Genomic DNA, 21,103 nt, shown 5'->3' with positions numbered 1-21,103 from the left:
TTTGCTAGCCGAGACGGCGCCGAAGGCCGCGCGCACCGAGGAGTCGAGAGACCCGGTGCAGCACGGCGCGCCGGACCGGGGTGTAGGGGTACCAGGTGAGTTCGCGTCGGGGCATCACTCGAGCCGAGACGATCGCCTGGGAACGGCAGAACTTCAGTACCGCATCGCTGCCGCCGCGGGCGCCGAGGCCCGATTCCTTCCAACCCGACTGGGGAAGCGCCAACGTGAACAGATTGGCGAACACGTCGTTGATGTTGACCGTGCCCGCTTCGAGACGGCGGGCCAACCGTTCGGCGCGCCGGCGGTCACCGCTGAAGACCACCGCCGAGAGCCCGTAGCGGGAGTCATTGGCCAAGTGGATCGCCTCGTCCTCGTCGGCGACGCACATCACCGGCAACGTCGGACCGAACGTCTCCTCGGCCATGCAGACCATGGCGTGGTTGACATCGGCGAGCACCGTGGCGTCCCCCGGCCGGCGGCCCCCGACCAGTGCCCTCGCCCCGCGCGCCAGAGCGTCCTCGACGTGGCTGGCCACGACGTCGCCCTGGGCGGGATTGATGAATCCGCCGATGTCGGTCCCTGCCCGCAGTTCAGCGGCTCTGCCCGCCGCCGCCGCGAGGAACCGGTCGTAGACCGGCGCTTCGACATACACCCGTTCGACCGACACACACATCTGTCCGCAGTTCGCCATCGCGCCCCATACCGCAGCGTTGGCCGCCCGCTCGATGTCGGCATCGTCGAGCACGATCATCGCGTCCTTGCCGCCGAGTTCGAGGGCACACGGAACCAACCGGTCCGCCGCCGCCCGCGCGACGGCTCTTCCGGTGCGCGCCGAACCGGTGAACTGGATGAAGTCGACGGCACCGACCACTTCCGCGCCGACGCCGCCGTCGCCACCAACCATGCCGAACACCTGCGGTGCACCGATTTCGGTCCAGCCTGCGACCGCTGCCGCCACTGCTGACGACGTCAGCTCGGACGGTTTGACCACGACCGCACATCCGGCGAGCAGCGCAGGTACCGCGTCCAGCAGGGACAGGCCGAGCGGGAAGTTCCATGGCGTGATGACACCCACCACCGGGTAGGGGCGCTGAACAATCAACTGACGCTTGGTGATCGCCAGCATGCCGTGCGGTCGCGGCCGTCGGTCGGCGAGCAACCGCGACGCCCGTCTGCTGTGGTAGTTGATCGCCTGCACAACGTAGGGGATCTCCAGACCGGCCTCCGTCGCCGGCTTACCGGTCTCCTCGATCAACAGCCGTTCGAGACGGGACTGATTGTCCCACAACCAGTCCCGGTAGTCCGACAGCCACCGCACCCGGCTGGCCACCGGCAGGGCCGCCCAGGCCGGCTGATGGGACCGCAACTGGCCGACACGTCGCGACACCGATTCGGCGGGGGTCACTCGGCGGACCTGGCCAGCAGATTGTTCTTGAGCACCTTCCCGGTCTCGTTGCGCGGCAACGCGTCGAGGAAGACGATGTCTCGCGGCACCTTGTGGCGGGCCAGCCGCTGACGCACATAGGCCTTGACTCCGTCGGCGTCCAGGATGGCGCTTCCCCGGACGACAACGAAGGCGCACAGGCGTTGCCCGAAATCCTGGTCGGGTGTTCCGACCACGGCCGCCTCGAGAATCGACGGATGCTCGCTGAGCAGGTTCTCCACCTCGATCGGGTAGACGTTCTCTCCCCCGGAGACGATCATGTCGTCGTCACGGCCGTCGACGTACCACAGGCCGTGTTCGTCGAAGTGGCCGGTGTCGCCGCTGGACATCAGTCCGTCGAGCACCCGCTTGCGGCCACCGTCGGTGTAGCCCGAAAAGCTCAGCCCGCTGGACACATACAGTGTTCCGCTCCGTCCGGGCCGGGTGATGGGCTGGTCGTGTTCGTCGTACGCGGCGATGCGGCAGCCGACGGGTGGTCGGCCGACGGTACCCGGCGCAAGCCGCAGTTCTTCCGGGGTGGCCACCGCCGCGGTGGCGACCTCGGTGGAGCCGTAGAGGTTGTAGAGCACGTCGCCGAACGTGTTGAGCGTTCGCCGGCACACCTCCGGTGACAGCGCGGATCCGGCGGCGAAAATGACCCGCAGTGAGGAAGTGTCGTATCGGCCGATGACGTCGGACCCGAGGTCCAGGATCCTGTTGAGCATGGTGGGAACCAGGATGATGGCACCGGCCCGGTGCTGGGCGACCGCGCTCAGTACGGCCCGCGGATCGAACCGCCGCGCCAGGACGATGCGGTTGCCCAGAGCCAATCCGACTGTTGCCGTGGCCAATCCGGTGGCGTGGAACAGCGGCGCTGCCACCACGTAGCTGCTGTTCGCCGGCCACGGTACGCGGTCCAAGAGTTGGGCGGATTGCAGGGGATTGATCCGGTCACGCGGGGCGCCCTTCGGAGTGCCGGTTGTCCCGCTGGTGAGCAGCACCAGTCCGCCGGGGCGCTTCGGGTACGGCAATGGGTCGACGGATTGTCCGGCGGCCATGTCGTCGAGCAATCGCTGATCGTGGTCGTCCTCGGCGGACTGGTTCAGCACCACGTCGACATCGCCCGGCAGGGCGGGGAACAGCTCGGCGAACTCCTGGTCGGCGAGAACGATCCGGATCCGCTCACGCACACAGACGTCGTGCAGCTGGGGCCCCGCGAAACCGGTGTTGAGCAAGACCGTTCGCACTCCGGCTTTTCCGGCGGCAGCCAGGCTGACCAGCAGGCCCCGATGCCCCCGATTGAGTAGCCCGACAGCCGAGTCGCAGCTGAGCCGACGGGTGATCAACACCCGCGCGACGGCGTTGGACACCTGGTCGAGTTCGCGGAATGTCAGCGTGCCCTGCTCGTCGGTCACTGCGGGCAGGTCTTCGTAGCGCGACGCGGTGTAGGTGACCAGGCCGCCGAATGACCCGTAGCGGCGCAGGGCGTGTGCGGCTCTCAGCAGTCCGGCCGGATCGGCGAGGTTGATCATTCCCCGCCGTTGTAGCACCGTAACGGCACGCAGCAGATTCACCGGTCGCGTGGTCACGGCAGCCTCATGATCAGCCGGACGACCTCGCGTGGGTTGTCCAGCTGGGGGCAATGGCCGGATCGCGGTAACACCACAAAGGAGCTGCCGGGGATCTGCTGGTGCAGGGCTCGGCTGGCCTGGACGGGAATGATGCGGTCCTTGGCCCCGTGCGCGACGACGGCCGGGCAAGTGATGCGCAGGCCGCGATGTCCGTCCGCGGTCTCGTGGGCGTACTCGAATGCGTAGCGGCCCAGCGTGGCCAGCGCCGCGGGTCCCCCGACGGTGCGCCGCCAGCGCGCCACCACCGCCGGGTCGGCAACCGCGCCGGGACCGTAGAGAACGTGCCGGACGGCTTTGTCGGTGGCCCACCGGAGTACTCCCGGGGGGATCGGTAGCATCGCCGCGGTGTCCCAGAGCTGGGCGGGCAGCCGTCTGCCGCGGGCCAGCCGCGCCGGCAGATGGCGGGCGTTGAGCGGATCGTTGAGCGCCAGAACCGCCTGCACCACCTCGGGATTGCGGGCTGCAGCCCGGACCGCGGTCGCCGCGCCCAGCGAGTTCCCCACCAGCACCGCGGGTCCGCAGTCCGCGAGCAGTGCATCGACGAAGGCGTCGAACTGCGGAAGCAGCGGGCCGGGCCGCCTGCGGTCCGCCCACCCGAACCCGGGTAGGTCGACCGCGACGGCGCGCCGGCCGGCGGCCTCGAGCTGATCGAGCACGGCCCGCCACGTGTCGGCGGAGTCGGCGTAGCCATGCAGCAGGACGATGGGCGGTCCGGCGCCGTCCACCGACAGAACCCGGGTCCGCACACCGTTGTGGCAGCCCGTGTCGATGCTGATCATGCCGAGAGCAGTCCCTTGGCGATGTGGGTGACCTGGACCTCGTTGCTACCCGCGTAGATCATCAACGACTTGGCATCGCGGGCCAACCGTTCCACGTGATACTCCGCCATGTATCCGTTGCCGCCGAAGAGCTGCACCGCCTCCATGGCGACCTCGGTGGCGGCCTGCGAGGAGTAGAGCTTGATCGCCGACGCCTCGGCCAAGGACGGCAACCGCCCCCGGCCAACGGACTCGAGTGTCTGGAACACCATGTTCTGCACGTTGATCCGGGCGACCTCCATCTGGGCCAACTTCAATTGGATCAACTGGAACTGGCCGATGTTCTTGCCCCAGAGGGTGCGTGTCCGGGCGTAGTCGACACACAGCCGGTGACATTCGTTGATGATGCCCAGCGACATCAACGCGATCCCGATCCGCTCTCCGGCGAAGTTCGCCCTGGCACTGTCGCGTCCGTCACCCCCGCCGTGCTGTTCGGTCTCGCCGAGTAGCCGGTCGGGGCCGAGGCGGACGTTGTCGAAGAACAACTCCCCGGTCGGCGAGGACATCATGCCCATCTTCTTGAACGGTTTGCCCTGGGTGAGCCCGGGCATCCCGGCGTCGAGGACGAAGGTCAGCACGGGCCGGTTGCGCTTGTCGACGCCGGACTCGGGTCCCTCGTCCAGCTTCGCGTACACCACGATGACATCGGCATCGGGGCCGTTCGTGATGAACGTCTTCTGGCCGTTGAGGATGTAGTCCGAACCATCGTGCCGGACATAGGTTTTCATGCCACCAAAGGCATCGGATCCGGCATCGGGTTCGGTGATCGCCCATGCCGCGATCTTCTCCAGCGTCATCAGTTCGGGCAGCCAGCGTTCCTTCTGGACCAGCGTGCCGCGGGTCATGATGGTCGAGGCGCCCAGGCCGAGGCTGACCCCGATCGTCGACAGCAAGCCGATGCTGACCGAGGCGAGTTCGGTGACCAGCACCGCGGCCATCGAGGCCTGGGCCCCCAGCTCGCCCAGCCCACCGCCGGTTCGCGTGGTGGCCTGGGCGCTGTCCCCGGATTCGGCCCTGGCCCGCTCCCGGTCGAGCATGGTCTTCACTGCCTCCGCGGCCATAACGTCGAGGCCGAACTCACTGAACAGCTTTCGCGCGATCGGGTAGGGCGAGCGGGATCCGCTCTCGAGTTCCTCGATGTGCGGGCGGATTTCCTTGGCGATGAACTCCCGCACGGTGTCGCGCATGATGATGTCGGTGTCCGACCACTCGATCATGGTCAGGCTCCCGGCAGGCGTGCGGCGATGTCGTCGATCTCCCACACCTTGTCCGTCTCGATGGTCTCCACGTCGTGCCACCCCCTCAATTGGGAGATGGCACCGCCTTGAACCGCGTACACCTGTCCGGTGACCGAGCACTTCTCGCTGGCCAGGTAGGCCACCAGCGGTGAGATATTGGCCGGCGAAAACAGATCGAGACCACCGTCGTCCGGTTCGGCCATCAGCGCACCCATGCCGGGGGTCGCCAGCGTCAACCGGGTACGGGCAATGGGCGCGATGGCGTTCACCCGCACCCCGTACCGCTCCAGTTCCTCGGCCGCGATCAGGGTCAGCGCGGCGATGCCGGCCTTGGCCGCACCGTAGTTCGCCTGTCCGGCGTTCGGGATGGTGAGCCCGGAACCCGACGCCGTGTTGATCACCGCGGCCACCGGTTGATCGCCGTCCTTGGACTGAGCCTTCCAGTACTCCGACGCGTGATGCAGCATCGCGAAGTGGCCCTTGAGGTGAACCGTGACCACGGCGTCCCACTGGGACTCGTCCATCCCGGCGATGAACGCATCACGCAGGATGCCGGCGTTGTTGACCAGCACATCGAGGCGGCCGAACTCGTCGATCGCCTGTTGCACGAGGTTCTTGGCCCCGTCCCAGCTCGAGATGTTGTCACCGTTGGCGACCGCGCGGCCACCGGCTGCGGTGATCTCGGCGACCACCTCGTGGGCCGGCCCGGAGTCGGCACCTTCGCCGGTGTTGCTGCCGCCCAGGTCGTTGACGACGACCGCCGCACCCTGGTTGGCGAACAGCAGCGCGTGCTCACGGCCGATGCCGCGGCCGGCGCCGGTGATGACGGCAACCCGTCCATCAAGAATTCCCATTTGTCTACTCCTGTAGGTTGTTTCAGGTCTAGTCGGCGATCACGGCGAGGCCGTCGGTGATCGCCATTTCACCGGCATCGGCCCGGCTGGTCTCGAAGGCGTAGGTGGTGACACCGCCGCCGCTGGACTGCTTCCAGATCTGGGTTTCCAGGTTGTCGCCGGGAAGCACCATCTTGGAGAAGCGCACCGCCAGCCGGCGCAGCCTGGTGACGTCGGAACCGGCGACTTCGGTGAGCACGGCCCACGAGGTGAACGCCATGGTGCACAGCCCGTGCGCGATGATGCCCGGCAGTCCGGCGTCCCTGGCGACCTCCTCGTCGAGGTGGATCGGCATCGGGTCACCGGAGGCAGGTGAGTACCGGAACGTCTGGTCGAGATCGACGTGCTGGGTCACCTTTGCGATGGGGGCGTTCACCCGCAATGCTTCGTCGAACTTGTGCGACGGCGTCAGTTCTCCGATCTTCTTGCCGGCGTTGAAGCCACGGACGAAGCAGGTCACGTACTGCTCGTTGACCAGTTCGCCGCCCTCAGTCCGGCATTCGACGAGAATGGCTGCACGGGTGCCGTTTTCAAGCCCCTCGTAACCGATCATCTTGCCGCGGGAGACCAGCCTGTCGCCCGGGCGGATGGGCCGGTGGAAGAAGAAGTCCTGCTCACCGTGCACCACTCGCGGTACGAGTTCGACGGGCAGCACGTCGACCGTAGGCATCATCATCGACTCGAATACCGGGACGATCGCGAAGACCGGCGGGGCGATGTCGCCCGTTCGGTGCGCGGCAATCGGATCGTTGGTGGCCGCGGCGTATTCGGCGATGCGCTCCCGGGTCACCTCGAAGTGGTCATCCTCGGTCCAGGTGTCCAGCCCGGAGTCGTCGAATTCCAGCGTCTCGGTCATGTCAGACGGCTGCCGATGCCAACTCGTCGAGCTTGGCCAGAGTCTTGTCCAGCTGCTTGGCGCCATCCTTCTCCACGGCCTTGGCCAGCGCACCCTTCACCAGCGCGCCTTCGAAGTCCCCGGCCACGGTGAATCGCGAGCCCGTTCCCACCTGTTCGATGGTGAACGCGAAATCAGCCTTCACGCCCGCCATCCCGGTACCGCCGAGTGCCAGGCTCGTGGGTGCGTCGACGGACTTCACCTGCCATTCGATCTTGTTGGCCATGTTGAGCATGACGATCTTGGCGGTCAGGCGAACGCCGGGCGTCAATTCGGCCGGCGGTTCGTCGAGCCACTTGTCGTGCACGGTGAACCACTGGTCCCAGGTGTTGGGATCGGAGATGATGGCCCACAAGGCTTCCGGGCTGGCGGCCAGGTCGCGCGTCGCTTCGATGTGTCCCACGGTGATACTTCCCTTCGTCTGTTGGATCAGCGCTCGGCGCGCTGGTAGGCGGTCACGACGGCTGCCCCGCCGAGTCCGATGTTGTGTTGCAGTGCGGCAGTGACATTCGTGACCTGCCGTTTGTCGGCGGTGCCACGCAATTGCCAGGTGAGCTCGGCGCATTGCGCCAGTCCGGTGGCCCCGAGCGGATGGCCTTTGGAGATCAGCCCGCCGGACGGGTTGACCACCCACCGCCCGCCGTACGTGGTGTCACCGGCGTCGATCAGCTTGGGCGCCTCCCCTTCGGCGCAGAGCCCCAGCGCCTCGTAGAGCAACAGTTCGTTGGCGCTGAAACAGTCGTGCAGCTCGATGACCTGGAAGTCCTCCGGACCGAGGCCCGACTGGTCGTAAACCCGCCGTGCCGCTTCGACATTCATGTGATAGCCGATCAGCGCCTTGCAGGTCCCGTCGAAACTATTGGTGAAGTCGGTCGTCATCGACTGGCCGACGATCTCGATGGCCTGCCCGGCGAGATCGTGTTGTTCGACGAATGCTTCCGATGCCAGAATCGCCGCGCCGGACCCGTCCGAGGTCGGCGAGCACTGCAATTTGGTCAGTGGGTCATAGATCATCGGCGCTGCGAGGATGTCGTCGAGGCTGTACTCCTCCTGGAACTGCGCGTACGGATTGTTGACCGAATGCCGGTGGTTCTTGTAGCCGATCTTCGCGAAATGTTCAGCGGTAGAACCATATTCCTTCATATGCTCACGTCCCGCCGCCCCGAACATCCAGGGTGCGGGCGGAAAGAGGACCTCCGATATCTCGGCCAGTGCCAGGAAGTGATTCTCCATCGGCTGGGCCCGGTCGTTGAACGTCGAACCCAGTGACCCCGGCTGCATCTTCTCGAAGCCGAGCGCCAGGGCGCACTCGGCCAGTCCCCCGCGAATCGCCTGCGCGGCAAGGTACAAGGCCGTCGAGCCGGTCGAGCAGTTGTTGTTGACATTGACCACCGGAATGCCGGTCATGCCCAACTCGTACAGCGCGCGCTGTCCGGAGGTCGATTCGCCGTAGACGTATCCCACGAAGGCTTGATCGATCAGGTCGTAATCGATCCCCGCGTCCTCGAGTGCCTTGGTCCCGGACTCGCGGGCCATGTCGGGGTAGTCCCATCCCTCCCGCCGGCCAGGCTTTTCAAACTTCGTCATCCCCACACCGACTACGAACACTCTGTTCGCCATCACCACTCCTTCTCCCGGCATCGCAGTCGCCGATGCGCCATGTCAGAAACATACCGATCGGCACGTATCTATGCAAGGGGCTTCACCGCTCTTCCCTGATTGCTTGCTCCAGTACCGGTTGCAGATGCACCGACGCCCGATCCCACCGACGACGAACCTCCCCGGGCTCCCGATCGGCGAAGCTGGCGACCAAAATCCCGCGCAGGACGTCCATGGCGGTATAGATCGCGTTACGCAGCGCTTGTTGAGCGCCCAGGCTCGGCAGCAGTTGCGTGATCGCGTTGACCAACGCGTGGTTGACCATCGACTCCACCCGGGCGAGTTGGCTTGCGAGCACGTTGTCCGTCCGCGCCGCGGCCCAAAGTTCCATGGTGGCAACGAACATCCCGCCTTGATGAGCTTCCCAGAGAAAGCCAAGGACATCCGCGGACAGGTCGGAGCCACTCTGGAATCGGCGGTGGCCGTCCAGGGCGGCTCGGGCCCGCTGCTCGGCGAGATGTGCGACAGCGGCGACGACCAGATCTTCCTTCGAGCGGAAGTGATGCACCTGGGCGCCCCGGGTCACGCCCGCTAGCGCCGCGATCCGATAGGTGGTCGTGCCGGCGTATCCGTACGCGATCAGACACTCGACCGTGGCTTCAAGCAATCTTCGTCGCGTGACAGCCGTTCGCTCAGATTGCGTTCGACGTCCGAGTCCCACAATTGGCAGAATACCTGCATGCCAGACTGTATGTAAGAGGGACGGGATCGATCCAGCGGCGCTTCAGTTGTTAGTCAGAACCGTTGTACGCGAGGGCTTCTGAGAACATCCTCGACAGATAGACCGACGCGCGGTCCCACCTCTTTCGCGCCTGCGCCACATCGCGATCAACGAATCCGACGATCAGGATCCCCCGGAGCGCGTCCATCGCGGTGAACAGGGCGTTGCGCACTTGCTTGCGGTCCGCGTGGTCCGGAAGCAGCTGGGCCAACGCCGTGATCAACGTGCTGTTCACCATCGGTTCGACCCGGGCTACTTCTTTGGCCAGAACGTCATCGGTGCGCGCCGCCACCCACAGCTCGATGGTCGCCACGAACATGTCGCCCTGATGCGACTCCCACAGGAATTCGAGGACGGCGGCGACGGGGTCGGGGTTCTTCCACACACCGCTGCTCTGCCGGATCGCGGCTTGAATCCGCTGCTGCGCCAGATGCTCCACCGCGGCGGCCACGAGATCTTCCTTAGAGCGGAAATGGTGCACCTGGGCACCGCGTGTCACGCCCGCGGTCTCGGCGATCCTCGGCGTCGTCGTACCCGCGTAGCCGTAGGTGACCAGGCATTCAACAGTTGCGTTGAGCAATCGGGTGCGCATCGCGGCGGTACGTTCAGCCTGAGTTCGACGTTCACCCACGCTCACCACAGCCATTGCCGCCTTACGACACCTCTACCCACATGAGAATCGTTGCTTGCCGGACATAGTAGCGATTGACCACGGCCGCCGCGCCGCGGCGTGCCCGACGTTGCGGGAGATCGGCAGTGCGGGTGCGGGTGCGGTAAGGCCCGTTTCAAGGCCGCCGCCCTTGCAACATATGCACTTCTGTGCATATATTTCCCCTATGGGTTCCGGACACGATCACAGCCACGGTGGTGACGCGCGGGTGAGCCGGATGCTCATGGCCGCCGGCATCCTGACCGTGTTCTTCGTCATCGAGCTGACCACCGCACTGTTGATCAATTCGATTGCCCTGCTGGCCGACGCCGGCCACATGCTGACCGATCTGGTCGCCATGTTCATGGGGCTGACCGCGGTGCTGCTGGCCCGCCACGGCCCGGCGTCCGCGGCACGCACCTACGGTTGGCATCGGGCCGAGGTGTTCACCGCGGTGGCCAACGCCGTCCTGCTGATGGGTGTCGCCGGGTTCATCCTCTACGAGGCGTTCGAGCGGCTCGGCGACGCGCCGGAGATCCCCGGTGTCCCGATGATCGTGGTGGCCGTCGCCGGTCTGGCAGCCAACCTCGCTGTGGTGCTGCTGTTGCGCTCGCAGTCCCAGGAAAGCCTGGCGGTCAAGGGCGCCTACATGGAGGTGGTGGCCGATACCGTCGGCAGCATCGGCGTGCTGATCGCCGGCGTCGTGACCGTGACGACGCACTGGCCCTACGCCGACGTGGTGGTCGCGGTGTTCGTCGCCCTGTGGGTGCTGCCGCGGGCGATCGGGCTGGCCCGAGCCGCGCTGCGGATTCTGTCCGAATCGTCGCCGCAACACATCGACGTCGAAGAACTGCGCGCCGCGCTGGCCGCCGTCGAGGGCGTCACCGAGGTACACGACCTGCACGTGTGGACGCTGGTGCCCGGCAAGGACATGGCGACCGCCCACCTGACCAGCAGCGGGGATTCCAACCGGGTACTCGACGATGCCAGGGCGGTGCTGGCCGCCCGCGGGCTGGAACACGCGACCGTCCAGGTCGAGCCGCCCGGTTGCGCCGACGACTGCCCGGGCCAGACCGACTGGTGAGGTAGTTGGCCACCCCGGCGCGCTGGCCGAAGGGCCTGCGCGCGGCGATCAGCACGGCCATCCCTGCCACGGCGGGGTGGGCCTTGGGTGCGATGAGCTCCGGGTTGATCGCCACCCTGGGTTCGTTCACCGCGCGCTTCGGCGGCGACCGTCCCTACGCCAACCGCGGCATCGAGCTCGCGACGGTGGCGGTGTCACTGGCCGCGGCCGTCGCCCTGGGCGACTGGGCAGCGCAGGTGCCGGGGTTGGGCGTACTGACGGTGTCCCTGGTCGCCGTCGCGGCGGTGTGGCTGTGCAATGCGCTGGCCGTCGGGCCACCCGGGGCCTACGTCTTCGTGGTGGCCTGCGCGGCCGGTATCGGCGTCTCGGCTGCCCAGCTGGCGCCCTGGACGATCGGGGTACTGGTGCTGGCCGGCGGCGCGGTGGCCTGGCTGGTGCAGATGGCCGGGGCGCTGGTCAGCTTCCGCGGGCCGGAGCGGGCCGCGGTCACCGCCGCCGCCGATGCCGTCGCCGACTACATCGCGGCCGCCGACTCCCCGCGGGAACGCGCGGCCCGGCTGCGCGCGGCGACCGCACTGCACAAGTCGTGGAGTGTGCTGGTCAACTATCAGCCACTGCCAGCCTCCGAGGCCAGCGTCCTGCACCGGCTGCGGGCCGCCAACCATGCCGTGCACGTCCTGTTCACCACCGCGGTCACCGCCGTGACCCGCGGGGCCGGCCCGGATCCGCAGACCGCCGACCAGGCCCGCCGGCTGGCGTCGCTGCAACTGGCGCCCGAGACCGTCGCTACGAGAGATCCCGAGCGGATCACCCTGGGCGCGCCTGCCCTGGTCACGGTGCTGCGTCGGGCCGTCAGCCCCGGATCGCATGTCCGGCACGTCATGCAACGGGTTGCCGTCGGTGTGCCGCTGGCCGGCGCCGCGGCGATCGCGCTGGGTGTCGACCACGCCTACTGGGCGATGGCGGCCGCGGTGCTGGTATTGCACCAGGGCGCCGACCGCAGCCGCACCCTGCGCCGCGGCGCCGAGCGATTGCTGGGTACCTGGGTGGGTCTCGGGCTGGCCGCGGTGATCCTGTCGCTGCATCCCCACGACCTCTGGCTGGTGCTGCTGTTGGCGCTGCTCAACTTCATCATCGAGCTGCTGGTCGTTCGGAGCTACACGCTGGCAACGGTTTTCATCACGGCAGCGGCGTTGACCATCTCGTCGGGAACACATGCGGTCGACATCGGCCACGTCCTTTGGGCGCGCGGCATCGACACGTTGATCGGCTGCGCGGTCGGGCTGGCCGTCTACCTGGTGGCGGCGCGGTGGCAGGAGGCGGCCCGGCTGACCGACGCGATCGGGCGGACGCTGGAGGCGACCGCCGGAGTCTTCCCCTATATCGCCGCCGGCGAGACCGCGGGCCTGACGGCGCGCACGGCGCGGCGAGATCTACAGATCGCGGCGATCGGACTGATCGAAGCCGACGAGGCCGCGTTGGCCGGTGGGCAGCGCACAAGGGCGACCGCCGAACACCTGCTACCGGCGGTCGCGGCCACCGAGAAGCTGGCCTACCGGACCATCGCGGCCTGCTGGGCCGTCGAGCACCGCGCCGACGGAGCCGAGTTCGGCCGGTCCCTGTTCGGCGGGCGGTCCGCTCAACCGGATGTTCGGGCGCTGCACGCGCTTGCGGCCGCCGTGCGCGGCGGCGCCGTGCCGCCCGAGCGTGGCGATCCCCCGCCGTTCGTCGCGCATGAGATCACCGAGTTGCGCCAATCACTGGCGCCGGATTAGGCCAGGCCGAGTTCGACGCGGGCCGCGGGATCGCAGTCGTCGAGAAGATCCAGGCAGCGGGCGAACTCTTCGGTCTCCCCGATCGTGTCGGCAGCGCGCGCGAGGGCTGCCACACAACGCAGGAATCCGCGGTTGGGCTCGTGGCGGTAGGGAACCGGGCCGAAGCCCTTCCAGCCGTTGCGGCGCAATTGGTCCAGTCCGCGGTGATAGCCGGTGCGGGCATAGGCGTAGGCGGTGACGGCCTTGTCGTCGGCCAACGCCTCCTCGGCAAGACAGGCCCACGCCACCGACGCCGATGGGTGGGCAGCCGCGACGATCGCCGGCTTCTCACCAGCCAAGAGTTCGGCTTCGGCCTCGATGTCACCGGGTAGCAGCACGGGCTCGGGCCCCAGAAGATCACCAAACGATGTCATTGCCCCATTGTGCCGGTGCCACCGGGCGCAGATGGTCGCACCCAACCGTTAGGGTCGGTAGCACCAGCACTTCAGAAGGACGGCAGCAGCCCATGTCGAACCCATCCGGGCCCGACCACGACGACGCGACCACACCCGTCGTCCCTGTCGACGGCGAGCAGCCAACTGAGGAGAACGACGCGGCCACCGAGGTCATCGGAGCGGCCGACACACCACCCGAACGCCGTTACACCGCACCGGGATTCGACGCGGGCTCGACCCAGATCATCGACCGCACACCGGACCCCGAAACCGAGATCTTCTCCACACCGACCGAGGTCTTCGCGGCCGCCGACCCGCCGCGCACCGGCCCGCAGGCCATCCCGGCGCGCCCGGTGGCGACCCGCCGACGCAGTTGGGGCATGGTGCTCGCGGTGATCACGATCATCGCGGCGCTGGCGGCGGTCGCGATCCTGGCCACCGCTCTGCTCACCCGCGACAACTCCCCCAAGGTGTCGCAGGAGGACATGGTCCGATCCACCATCCAGAGTTTCGACACCGCCGTGCAGAAGGGCGATCTGGCGGCCCTGCGTGGTATCACCTGCGGCCAGACCAGGGAAAGCTACGTCACGTACGACGATCGTGCGTGGTCGGACACCCACGCGCGGGTGGCGGCGGCCGGGCAGTATCCGGTGGTGGCCAGCATCGACGAGGTCGTCGTCAACGGCGATCATGCCGAAGCCAACGTCACCTCGTTCATGGCCTTCGATCCGGCCACCCGCTCCACCCGCAGCTTCGACCTGCAGTTCCGCGACAACCAGTGGAAGATCTGCCAGGCGTCCTGAGCGATTTCGGCGCGTTTTCGTTCGCTTAGCGGCGGTTTTCGCGCCGAAATCACCGCGGAGGGAACCGTTCGCGGCACTGCGTGCGTCTGACTCACGTGCGTCAAGTGCTCCACGATCTCCTGCGCCGCCACGACGGCGTCATCACCCTGGCTCAGGCACACGACGCCGGGCTCACCGAACAGGCGGTCCGGCGACGTGTCCGCGCGGGGCACTGGCGCCGGTGCTCGGCAGGGGTCTACTTCGTGGCCGACCGCGAGTTCACCGACGCGGCCCGCGTCCGAGCGGCGGTGTGGGGCTACGGACAAGCGGCTTGTGCGAGCGGTCTGGCGGCAGCGTGGTGGCTTGAGCTGACCCGGTTCCCGCCCGACGTCGTCGAAGTGACGGTGCCGCGCAACAGCCACGGCCGTCGCCACAGCGGATCTCGGCTACGGCGACGCAACCTCTCACACCTCGACGTCGTCGAGTACCGCGGACTGCGCGTCACCGCGCTTCCGCTCACGGCGATCGAAGCGGCGGTACGCCGCGGCGGCGGACCCAAGCTGATGGACCAGGCTCTGCAGCGCCACACCGAACTCCGGCAGCTATGGGCGGCCCATCTCCGCAACACGGGTAGGTATGGATCCCCCGCGGCGCGTCGGCTGCTACAGGCGGCCGACGACGGCACGAAGTCTGCGGCAGAGCGATTGTTCACCCGGCTACTGAACGCATCCGGCATCTGTGGGTGGAAGGCGAACCAGAAGGTGATCGGGTACGAGGTCGACGTCCTTTTCCGTGCCGCCAAGGTGGTGGTCGAGGTCGACGGATTCGCCTTCCATACCGATCCGGAAGCGTTCGAGCGAGACCGCAGGAAACAAAACGCCCTCGTCCTCGCCGGCTACCAGGTGTTGCGGTTCACCTGGCTGGACCTGACCGAGTATCCCGAACGCGTCCTCGCCTTGGTCCAACGAGCGATTTCGGCGCGTTAACCGCCGCTGGGCGAACGAAAACGCGCCGAAATCGCTACTAGCCGGCCGACACCGAACGGCCCGCGCTGTGCAGGTCTTGGCAGGCCTCGACGACGCGCTCGGACATGGAGGCCTCGGCCTTCTTCAGATAACTACGCGGGTCGTAGACCTTCTTGTTGCCCACCTCGCCGTCGATCTTGAGCACCCCGTCGTAATTGGTGAACATGTGCGCCGCGAGCGGACGCGTGAACGCGTACTGGGTGTCGGTGTCGACATTCATCTTCACCACGCCGTACTTCAGCGAATCCTCGATCTCCGACTTCAGCGAGCCCGAGCCGCCGTGGAAGACGAAATCGAAGGGCTTGGCTCCGTCGGGCAGGCCCAGCTTGGCCGATGCCACCTTCTGGCCCTCGGCCAACACCTCGGGCTTGAGCACGACGTTGCCGGGCTTGTAGACACCGTGCACGTTGCCGAACGTAGCGGCCAACAGGTATTTGCCGTGTTCGCCGGCGCCGAGGGCCTCGATGGTCTTCTCGAAGTCTTCGGCGGTGGTGTAGAGCTTCTCGTTGATCTCGGCCTCCACACCGTCCTCTTCGCCGCCGACCACGCCGATCTCGATCTCCAGGATGATCTTGGCGGCAGCGGCCTGCTTGAGCAGTTCCTGGGCGATCGACAGGTTCTCGTCGATCGGGACCGCCGAGCCGTCCCACATATGCGACTGGAACAGCGGGTTGGCGCCCTTGGCCACCCGCTCGGCCGAGATGGCCAGCAGCGGGCGGACGTAGGTGTCGAGCTTGTCCTTGGGGCAGTGGTCAGTGTGCAGCGCCACGGTGATGGGGTATTTGTCGGCGATCACATGGGCGAACTCGGCGAGCGCCACCGCGCCGGTGACCATCTCCTTGACGCCCAGACCGGAAGCGAATTCAGCTCCGCCGGTGGAGAATTGGATGATTCCGTCACTGCCGGCGTCGGCGAATCCCTTGATGGCGGCGTTGACGCTCTCCGAGCCGACGCAGTTGATCGCCGGGAACGCGAACGAGTGCTCCTTGGCGCGGCCGAGCATCTCTGCGTAGACCTCGGGCGTGGCGATGGGCATGGCACTTCCTCTCGACTCTCCGGCTGACCAGGTCAGTATGACAAGAAGCTGGTCGACTGGCACGGGCGGCGACAGGGACATCTGGATAGCCACCGGTACCCTTGGGCGTCGTGACAACCACCACCCTGGCGCTGATGCCGGATTTCCTCGACCCGCTCAAGCTGATCGAGCAATTCGGCACGTGGGCCCTGGTCGGCATTCTGGTCGTCGTCTTCATCGAGTCCGGCGTGCTGTTCCCGGTGCTCCCCGGGGACACGTTGCTGTTCGTGGCGGGCATGCTCGCCGCCGGGACCGCCGCCCGCAGCGCCGACGTGGAGACCAACTTCCAGCTATGGCAGCTGCTGGTATTCATCCCGATCGCCGCGATCCTCGGCGGCCAGGTCGGCTACTTCGTGGGCAGATTCCTCGGGACCGCGATGTTCAAGCCGAACGCCCGCGTACTCAAACAGCGCTACCTCGACGAGGCCCACCTCTTCTTCGAGCAGCGCGGACCGTTCGCGATCGTGCTGGCCCGCTTCATCCCCATCGTGCGAACGTTGGCTCCGATCACCGCCGGCGCGGCCCAGATGAAATACGCGATCTTCACGCTGTACAACATCGTCGGTGCGCTGGTGTGGGGCATCGGCCTGACGCTGCTGGGCTACGGGCTGGGCCAGTTCGAGATCGTCCAGAAGCTGCTCGAGCCGATCTTCATCGGAATCGCGGTGGCATCGGTGGCCCCGATGGTGTGGGAGTGGTACAAGCGCCGCAAAGCAGCCAAGGACGTGACAGACCCGGTCACCGAGTCCTGACCGTCGGCGTGGTCAGTCCTCGACCGTCACGGCCACGAACTCGGCGCAGGCCCGGCAGGCGGTGCCACCGGCAGGTTGGCTCCAGGCATCTGCGAATTCTGCAGGCCGGCCATGCACAGGCCGAGCCGGCCGGGTAGACAGGTGCCGCCGGTGCCCGAGACCCCGAGTGTGGTCTGGGACTGCGACCAACAGATGCCGGTGCGGCCGTCGAGAACCTGGCCCGCGTCACATGCCGCGTGCGCCGGAGGTGCGGTCACCAACGGTGAGGACACCAGCGCTGCGCCGCACAGCGCGGCGATCAGGAAGCCTGGAGCCGTGATTCGGATGTTCATGTCGATGCTTCTCCGTCGGTAAGCGGGCTAGAGGTCTCGGATCCGGTTGACGGTCACGCCGGTGGCGTGATCTTCGTCTTCTCGTCGATCAACTTCGCGGCGTCGATGACGACGCTCTGCTGCCCGTCGAGAGCGTCGGCGTTGAGTTGCAGCACGAACAATGCGTCCTTGCCCGGGATCACCACGGTCTTCTGGGCGACGACTCGCTTCTTGCCGTCGTTGGTGTAGGTACCGGCGTACATCACGGCGTCGAAACCTGACAGCGAGGCCTTCTCCGGATCGCCGATCGGCGTGAAGTCGGGCAGATCCTGCAGCTGGCTGGGCGCGTACTCGAGAACCTTTGCCGCGTCGACGTTGCCGGTCAACTTGGAGGCGATCGCGTACATGATCGGCGGGTCGCTGGGATCCTCCGGCTGGTCGTAGACGATCGCGCCGTAGGCCCACTCCGGCGTCCGGTCACCGGCCGGGCTCCAGCCGGGCGGGAACGGGAAATCGAACGTCGGAGTGCCGGGTTCGTCCGGTTTGATCGGCGTCTCGGCGATGTCGTTGTCGGTGATGTACTGGTTGATCGTCGTCTTGTCACCCGCGGCGGCGGGGGTCGACGACGCGGCGGTCGTCGTGGCGGCGGCCGACGTTGTCGCGGAGCTGGTGGTCGATGTCCCCGAGTCGGAGTTGGAGCCACAGCCGACGAGCGTGATGCCCAGAACAACGGCCACTCCCGCCGCAGTGCTTACCGTGATCTTGTTCATCGAATTTCACGTCCTTTGTTCCGGTTGCGCCCTGGACGATAGCCGGAAAGATCCATGGGCACCCCGCAATTGACGCAATCGTTAGCGCACGGCAACGGTTTGCTCGCGGAAAGTTCACCGCTGGCTTTCTCACTGGCCACGGCCGCGCCGAAGCTGACTCCCAGGTGAAGCACAGCGGTTCACACAGCTGTGGCCGTTAGTTTGCGCTGATCGCGTGAAAGGTCACAGCACATGACAAAGATCCTCCTCAGTGGACTCGTGGCTTCGATGGGTATCGGCCTGGCGGCCCTGTTCGGCGGTATCGCCGTCGCTTCCGCGGCCAGCCCGTCGACCTCGTTTGCGGTACAGGATGGCGACAGCGGTGCCGACGGCGCGCTCATCGACACCGACGGCACCCAGGGCGATTTCAAAGCGGCCGTTGACGGTTCGATGACCGGGCCCCTGATGGTCGCCTCTCCGCAGGACAAGGCCGTCCCGTAGGCGGCCGGCAGTGCGCAGTTCCTGCCCGGGCAGCGCGTGCCCGGACAGGAACTGCGCCACGGTCAGGTGAGAGGCACTTGCTGGCTCGCCGATCGGAAGCCTCCGGCGTCAACAGTGACGGTGTCACCGGGGGCGAAGGCGATCTGGGCGTAACCATGCTCGTCGGTGGTGACCGTGGTAGCCCCGACGGTCACCGTCGCGCCGCGGACGGCTCGGGGGTATCCATCCTCAGCCACCGTCGCGGTCACCCGGACCCGGTTGTCGAACGACGAGATCGCGAGCTGGGGCTGCTCCATGACCGGGAAATCGGTCTGAATGGGCACACCGGTGTAGGTGACGCCATTGATCTCGGAGGACACCGTGCCGGTAAACGCGTTGGCCTTGCCGGCTTTGATGCTGCCCTTCAGATAGCCGGTGCGTTCACCGGTGCTGGTCAGATCGGCACTCCATGTGGCATTACCGATCGGGTTGACGACCGTGACCTGCTCGGTGCCGTTGATGAACGTTTTGCCGTCATCCGAATAGTTCTCGTAGGTCACCGAGTACGAACCCCCGGCGAAAGCACCGCTGTATTGCAGGGTGGCGGTTCCGGAGTACTTCCCCTTGAGGACCCGGGACGGTTCCTGGCGGCCCATCATCGGGTTGTATTCCTCGACCGGCACCGACCACATGGCGATGGCCTCGGGGTCTTGGTGCACCGGTGCGAGCGGGGTCGTTGCCTCTCGGGAGGGGAAGCTGATGATGCTGAAGCGCCAAGGGGTGTCGGGTGCTCCCGGGGTCACGGTGTCCGGGCGCTGCTGCTCGTTGATCAGGGCACGGGTGGAATCGGGGAACCAGCTCCACCCGCGGATCGTCCAGTCGGGGTCGATGATGATCGGCTGACCCGAATAGCCGTCGAGCTGCTGGCCTTCGTCGAGGCTCATCACCCAGGGCTCGTTCATCGCGCGCCGGTTGTTCCACAAGCTCACCCGCCCGATCTGGGGGAAGGCCGCGACGTCGAGTAGTGACGGCCGCACCAGGGCGGTGAAGACATCCATGCGGTCCGCACCGCGCGCCGAGCTGAAGTAGATCGACTCGCCGTCCGGCGAGATGTCACCGGATTCGTTGTAGTCCAGGTCAGTGGTGAGTTGGCGTCGTTCACCGGTGGCGGTGTCCAGCAACCAGATGTCGTAGTTCAGGCCGGTGGTGGTGGTCTGGTACTTCAGGTACCGGCCGCCGGCGTGCCAGCTTGCTCCCTCGTAGAAGCGCGTGGCGTTGGCGAAGTCCGCCGCGTATTCGGTGTCCTCGTCCCATTGCGGGCTGAAGATTCGTTGATCGACGAGCGTGTATCCGTCTTCGGTGGCAACCAGCCTGGCGATACTCATCCGCGGGCCGGTGACAGGCGTGTTCTCCGTCCATGTCACGTACTCGCCGAACGGATCGGGCTTGGCCTCCCGATTCTGGGTCATCGTGGCCAGTGGGCCCCGGTCTGACGGAAACTCCACATTCTTGACGGTCGGGCTGCCACACGAGTAGACCGAACCTTCACACTCCAGCATCGCGTAGCTGATCAAGCCGGCTCCCCCGAGCGGGTCGTCGGCCGATTGCTGCCCGGAGGTGTTGGCGAACCAGATTCGCTGATTGTCCTCGAGCACACGGGCTTTGGCGGCATTGGTGACCACGCCACACGAAATACACTGGTAATCACCGCCATCCAAGTTGCTCACGGCGATCTGGGTTTTTCCGTCGATCTTCACCTCGAGCAGTAGGTGCTCGCCGTCCGGGGTCAGGTCCGCGCCGGTGACGACCACACCCTCTGGGACGTCGAAGTCGATCACCTTCTCCACCTTGAACGTCTCCAACGGGGACGACGGTGAGGCGTCGGGCAGGGACGTGACAGGAACGGCGATCCGGGCTCTCGGAGTGCCCCGATCCCGTGAGAACAGGAACGACAGTAGATGGAACCGGCCGTCACTCACCTTGACGGTGAATGCGTCGGCCCCGCCGAACTGCGCGAAGAGCGCGCTGGGCGTGAAGGTGAAATCCCCGGTGAGTTGGTCGATGTCCACGGTCCCGTACTTGGGGTCGGCAACCACGGTGTAGGTCAAGCGATCTCGGTCAGGATCACCGGCGCCGATATTGCCGGTGATGACGCCGTTGCTCATGTCCTGAGCGTTGAGGCTGGCGTCATAGCGAATGGTCGGCGGCCGATTGAAGACCGTGCGGCGTATCCAACCAAACAGGCTCCAATCCACCGCGAGCCGCGGAGGCGCGGTCGGCGATGGCGCCGAGGCGGGGCTCGACCCGAGACCGGCGACTTTCATGGCTGTGGCCGCGGGCGGCGATTCCATGGACGTGCCCTCACCGATCACGTGCGTTGCCGATTCCGCTTCCGGCACGCCGTCTCGGGGGCCGTCCGTTGCCGGCCTCCTGCTGGAGGCGCCGGTCGACGGTGTGCTCGGCCGCAATGGTGTGGGCGCCGAAAGGTCAACGTCCGCATTCCTCTTCGACGAGGCTCGGAAACCACCCGTGCTTATCGTCCGTTTCGCCGATCGAGAAGTGCTCGACTCGTGAACCGCCGACGAGGGAGTCGCTTCGCCGGCGTTGTTCGCGGCGGCGGGCCTACTGGCCGGTTTACGCGATCCAGCGCGCGGCCCAGGACTATTCGTACGCGGTGCCTTTGCGTCATGCTGCCTCGACGAGGCGACG

Annotated in this window: 22 protein-coding genes; 7 read left to right on the top strand and 15 right to left on the bottom strand. The window is 66.6% G+C overall.

The window, feature by feature from the left end:
* Window positions 1-4 precede the first annotated feature (4 nt).
* The 10 genes from ORI27_RS21105 to ORI27_RS21060 form a co-directional block, all read right to left on the bottom strand.
* Window positions 5-1,405 carry an aldehyde dehydrogenase family protein gene (locus tag ORI27_RS21105; RefSeq protein WP_265998945.1) on the bottom strand — a complete coding sequence of 467 codons (1,401 nt, stop codon included), beginning with the start codon at window positions 1,403-1,405 and terminating at the stop codon, window positions 5-7.
* Window positions 1,402-3,012: an acyl-CoA synthetase gene (locus ORI27_RS21100; RefSeq protein WP_323055643.1), complete on the bottom strand. Its 1,611-nt coding sequence runs from the start codon at window positions 3,010-3,012 to the stop codon at window positions 1,402-1,404. The genes ORI27_RS21105 and ORI27_RS21100 overlap by 4 nt, the downstream gene beginning before the upstream one ends.
* Window positions 3,009-3,833: an alpha/beta fold hydrolase gene (locus ORI27_RS21095; RefSeq protein ID WP_265998946.1), complete on the bottom strand. Its 825-nt coding sequence runs from the start codon at window positions 3,831-3,833 to the stop codon at window positions 3,009-3,011. Before ORI27_RS21095 ends, ORI27_RS21100 begins: the two co-directional genes overlap by 4 nt.
* Window positions 3,830-5,089: an acyl-CoA dehydrogenase family protein gene (locus tag ORI27_RS21090; RefSeq protein WP_265998947.1), complete on the bottom strand. Its 1,260-nt coding sequence runs from the start codon at window positions 5,087-5,089 to the stop codon at window positions 3,830-3,832. Before ORI27_RS21090 ends, ORI27_RS21095 begins: the two co-directional genes overlap by 4 nt.
* Before the next feature lie 2 nt (window positions 5,090-5,091).
* Window positions 5,092-5,964 (bottom strand): SDR family oxidoreductase, encoded by an 873-nt coding sequence (locus ORI27_RS21085; RefSeq protein WP_265998948.1) that lies wholly within the window; start codon window positions 5,962-5,964, stop codon window positions 5,092-5,094.
* Window positions 5,965-5,992: 28 nt separating this feature from the next.
* The gene (locus ORI27_RS21080) at window positions 5,993-6,859 is read right to left on the bottom strand and encodes a MaoC/PaaZ C-terminal domain-containing protein (protein ID WP_265998949.1); all 867 of its coding nucleotides are present in this window, start codon (window positions 6,857-6,859) and stop codon (window positions 5,993-5,995) included.
* Window position 6,860: 1 nt separating this feature from the next.
* Window positions 6,861-7,301 (bottom strand): type II toxin-antitoxin system Rv0910 family toxin, encoded by a 441-nt coding sequence (locus tag ORI27_RS21075; protein WP_265998950.1) that lies wholly within the window; start codon window positions 7,299-7,301, stop codon window positions 6,861-6,863.
* A gap of 26 nt (window positions 7,302-7,327) precedes the next feature.
* The gene (locus tag ORI27_RS21070) at window positions 7,328-8,518 is read right to left on the bottom strand and encodes a lipid-transfer protein (RefSeq protein WP_323055642.1); all 1,191 of its coding nucleotides are present in this window, start codon (window positions 8,516-8,518) and stop codon (window positions 7,328-7,330) included.
* A gap of 82 nt (window positions 8,519-8,600) precedes the next feature.
* A complete protein-coding gene (locus tag ORI27_RS21065; RefSeq protein ID WP_266074014.1) occupies window positions 8,601-9,164 on the bottom strand; it encodes a TetR/AcrR family transcriptional regulator in 564 nt (187 codons plus the stop codon).
* 124 nt (window positions 9,165-9,288) lie between these two features.
* Window positions 9,289-9,924, bottom strand: a complete 636-nt coding sequence (locus tag ORI27_RS21060) for a TetR/AcrR family transcriptional regulator (protein WP_265998952.1) — start codon at window positions 9,922-9,924, stop codon at window positions 9,289-9,291.
* A gap of 190 nt (window positions 9,925-10,114) precedes the next feature.
* Between ORI27_RS21060 and ORI27_RS21055 the strand changes: the two genes are divergently transcribed.
* Both ORI27_RS21055 and ORI27_RS21050 read left to right on the top strand, forming a co-directional pair.
* Window positions 10,115-11,011: a cation diffusion facilitator family transporter gene (locus tag ORI27_RS21055; protein WP_265998953.1), complete on the top strand. Its 897-nt coding sequence runs from the start codon at window positions 10,115-10,117 to the stop codon at window positions 11,009-11,011.
* A gap of 5 nt (window positions 11,012-11,016) precedes the next feature.
* Window positions 11,017-12,786 (top strand): FUSC family protein, encoded by a 1,770-nt coding sequence (locus ORI27_RS21050; RefSeq protein WP_265998954.1) that lies wholly within the window; start codon window positions 11,017-11,019, stop codon window positions 12,784-12,786.
* On the opposite strand, the gene ORI27_RS21045 is transcribed toward ORI27_RS21050, so the two are convergent.
* Complete coding sequence (locus ORI27_RS21045) at window positions 12,783-13,199, bottom strand: DUF3151 domain-containing protein (RefSeq protein ID WP_265998955.1); 417 nt, start codon at window positions 13,197-13,199, stop codon at window positions 12,783-12,785. The genes ORI27_RS21050 and ORI27_RS21045 overlap by 4 nt on opposite strands.
* 92 nt (window positions 13,200-13,291) lie before the next feature.
* Between ORI27_RS21045 and ORI27_RS21040 the strand changes: the two genes are divergently transcribed.
* Together ORI27_RS21040 and ORI27_RS21035 are read left to right on the top strand one after the other, a co-directional pair.
* On the top strand, window positions 13,292-14,023 hold the full coding sequence (locus ORI27_RS21040) for an Rv0361 family membrane protein (RefSeq protein WP_265998956.1): 732 nt from the start codon (window positions 13,292-13,294) through the stop codon (window positions 14,021-14,023).
* Between the two features lie 104 nt (window positions 14,024-14,127).
* Entirely contained in the window at window positions 14,128-14,988 is an 861-nt protein-coding gene (locus ORI27_RS21035; RefSeq protein ID WP_265998957.1) for a type IV toxin-antitoxin system AbiEi family antitoxin domain-containing protein, read from the top strand.
* A gap of 37 nt (window positions 14,989-15,025) precedes the next feature.
* Here ORI27_RS21035 and fbaA read toward each other — a convergent pair whose 3' ends face one another.
* Complete coding sequence (gene fbaA / locus ORI27_RS21030; RefSeq protein ID WP_265998958.1) at window positions 15,026-16,063, bottom strand: class II fructose-bisphosphate aldolase; 1,038 nt, start codon at window positions 16,061-16,063, stop codon at window positions 15,026-15,028.
* A gap of 134 nt (window positions 16,064-16,197) precedes the next feature.
* Between fbaA and ORI27_RS21025 the strand changes: the two genes are divergently transcribed.
* Window positions 16,198-16,854, top strand: coding sequence for a DedA family protein (locus tag ORI27_RS21025; RefSeq protein ID WP_265999017.1), 657 nt, complete (start codon window positions 16,198-16,200; stop codon window positions 16,852-16,854).
* Window positions 16,855-16,880: 26 nt separating this feature from the next.
* Here ORI27_RS21025 and ORI27_RS21020 read toward each other — a convergent pair whose 3' ends face one another.
* Both ORI27_RS21020 and lpqN read right to left on the bottom strand, forming a co-directional pair.
* The gene (locus tag ORI27_RS21020; protein ID WP_265998959.1) at window positions 16,881-17,186 is read right to left on the bottom strand and encodes a hypothetical protein; all 306 of its coding nucleotides are present in this window, start codon (window positions 17,184-17,186) and stop codon (window positions 16,881-16,883) included.
* 53 nt (window positions 17,187-17,239) lie between these two features.
* Window positions 17,240-17,935 carry an envelope biogenesis lipoprotein LpqN gene (gene lpqN / locus ORI27_RS21015; RefSeq protein ID WP_265998960.1) on the bottom strand — a complete coding sequence of 232 codons (696 nt, stop codon included), beginning with the start codon at window positions 17,933-17,935 and terminating at the stop codon, window positions 17,240-17,242.
* Window positions 17,936-18,166: 231 nt separating this feature from the next.
* Between lpqN and ORI27_RS21010 the strand changes: the two genes are divergently transcribed.
* On the top strand, window positions 18,167-18,415 hold the full coding sequence (locus ORI27_RS21010; protein ID WP_265998961.1) for a hypothetical protein: 249 nt from the start codon (window positions 18,167-18,169) through the stop codon (window positions 18,413-18,415).
* A gap of 62 nt (window positions 18,416-18,477) precedes the next feature.
* Here ORI27_RS21010 and ORI27_RS21005 read toward each other — a convergent pair whose 3' ends face one another.
* The gene (locus tag ORI27_RS21005; protein ID WP_323055641.1) at window positions 18,478-20,718 is read right to left on the bottom strand and encodes an Ig-like domain-containing protein; all 2,241 of its coding nucleotides are present in this window, start codon (window positions 20,716-20,718) and stop codon (window positions 18,478-18,480) included.
* Here ORI27_RS21005 and ORI27_RS21000 point away from each other — a divergent pair.
* Window positions 20,717-20,968, top strand: coding sequence for a hypothetical protein (locus ORI27_RS21000; protein WP_265998963.1), 252 nt, complete (start codon window positions 20,717-20,719; stop codon window positions 20,966-20,968). The genes ORI27_RS21005 and ORI27_RS21000 overlap by 2 nt on opposite strands.
* Window positions 20,969-21,103: the final 135 nt, after the last annotated feature.

The organism is Mycobacterium pinniadriaticum (genome assembly GCF_026242045.1).
Lineage (GTDB): Bacteria > Actinomycetota > Actinomycetes > Mycobacteriales > Mycobacteriaceae > Mycobacterium > Mycobacterium pinniadriaticum.
Note: the sequence above shows the minus strand (reverse complement) of the source record. Positions and strands in the feature narration are given on the sequence as shown.

Bases quoted from the DNA above. Each gene is read 5' to 3' on its own strand.
- ORI27_RS21095 (WP_265998946.1), bottom strand. From the start codon at position 3,833: ATGATCAGCATCGACACGGGCTGCCACAACGGTGTGCGGACCCGGGTT.
- ORI27_RS21090 (WP_265998947.1), bottom strand. From the start codon at position 5,089: ATGATCGAGTGGTCGGACACCGACATCATCATGCGCGACACCGTGCGG.
- ORI27_RS21085 (WP_265998948.1), bottom strand. From the start codon at position 5,964: ATGGGAATTCTTGATGGACGGGTTGCCGTCATCACCGGCGCCGGCCGC.
- ORI27_RS21080 (WP_265998949.1), bottom strand. From the start codon at position 6,859: ATGACCGAGACGCTGGAATTCGACGACTCCGGGCTGGACACCTGGACC.
- ORI27_RS21070 (WP_323055642.1), bottom strand. From the start codon at position 8,518: ATGGCGAACAGAGTGTTCGTAGTCGGTGTGGGGATGACGAAGTTTGAA.
- ORI27_RS21060 (WP_265998952.1), bottom strand. From the start codon at position 9,924: ATGGCTGTGGTGAGCGTGGGTGAACGTCGAACTCAGGCTGAACGTACC.
- ORI27_RS21055 (WP_265998953.1), top strand. From the start codon at position 10,115: ATGGGTTCCGGACACGATCACAGCCACGGTGGTGACGCGCGGGTGAGC.
- ORI27_RS21045 (WP_265998955.1), bottom strand. From the start codon at position 13,199: ATGACATCGTTTGGTGATCTTCTGGGGCCCGAGCCCGTGCTGCTACCC.
- ORI27_RS21040 (WP_265998956.1), top strand. From the start codon at position 13,292: ATGTCGAACCCATCCGGGCCCGACCACGACGACGCGACCACACCCGTC.
- fbaA (WP_265998958.1), bottom strand. From the start codon at position 16,063: ATGCCCATCGCCACGCCCGAGGTCTACGCAGAGATGCTCGGCCGCGCC.
- ORI27_RS21025 (WP_265999017.1), top strand. From the start codon at position 16,198: ATGCCGGATTTCCTCGACCCGCTCAAGCTGATCGAGCAATTCGGCACG.
- ORI27_RS21020 (WP_265998959.1), bottom strand. From the start codon at position 17,186: ATGAACATCCGAATCACGGCTCCAGGCTTCCTGATCGCCGCGCTGTGC.
- lpqN (WP_265998960.1), bottom strand. From the start codon at position 17,935: ATGAACAAGATCACGGTAAGCACTGCGGCGGGAGTGGCCGTTGTTCTG.
- ORI27_RS21010 (WP_265998961.1), top strand. From the start codon at position 18,167: ATGACAAAGATCCTCCTCAGTGGACTCGTGGCTTCGATGGGTATCGGC.
- ORI27_RS21000 (WP_265998963.1), top strand. From the start codon at position 20,717: ATGGCTGTGGCCGCGGGCGGCGATTCCATGGACGTGCCCTCACCGATC.
- ORI27_RS21005 (WP_323055641.1), bottom strand. From the start codon at position 20,718: ATGAAAGTCGCCGGTCTCGGGTCGAGCCCCGCCTCGGCGCCATCGCCG.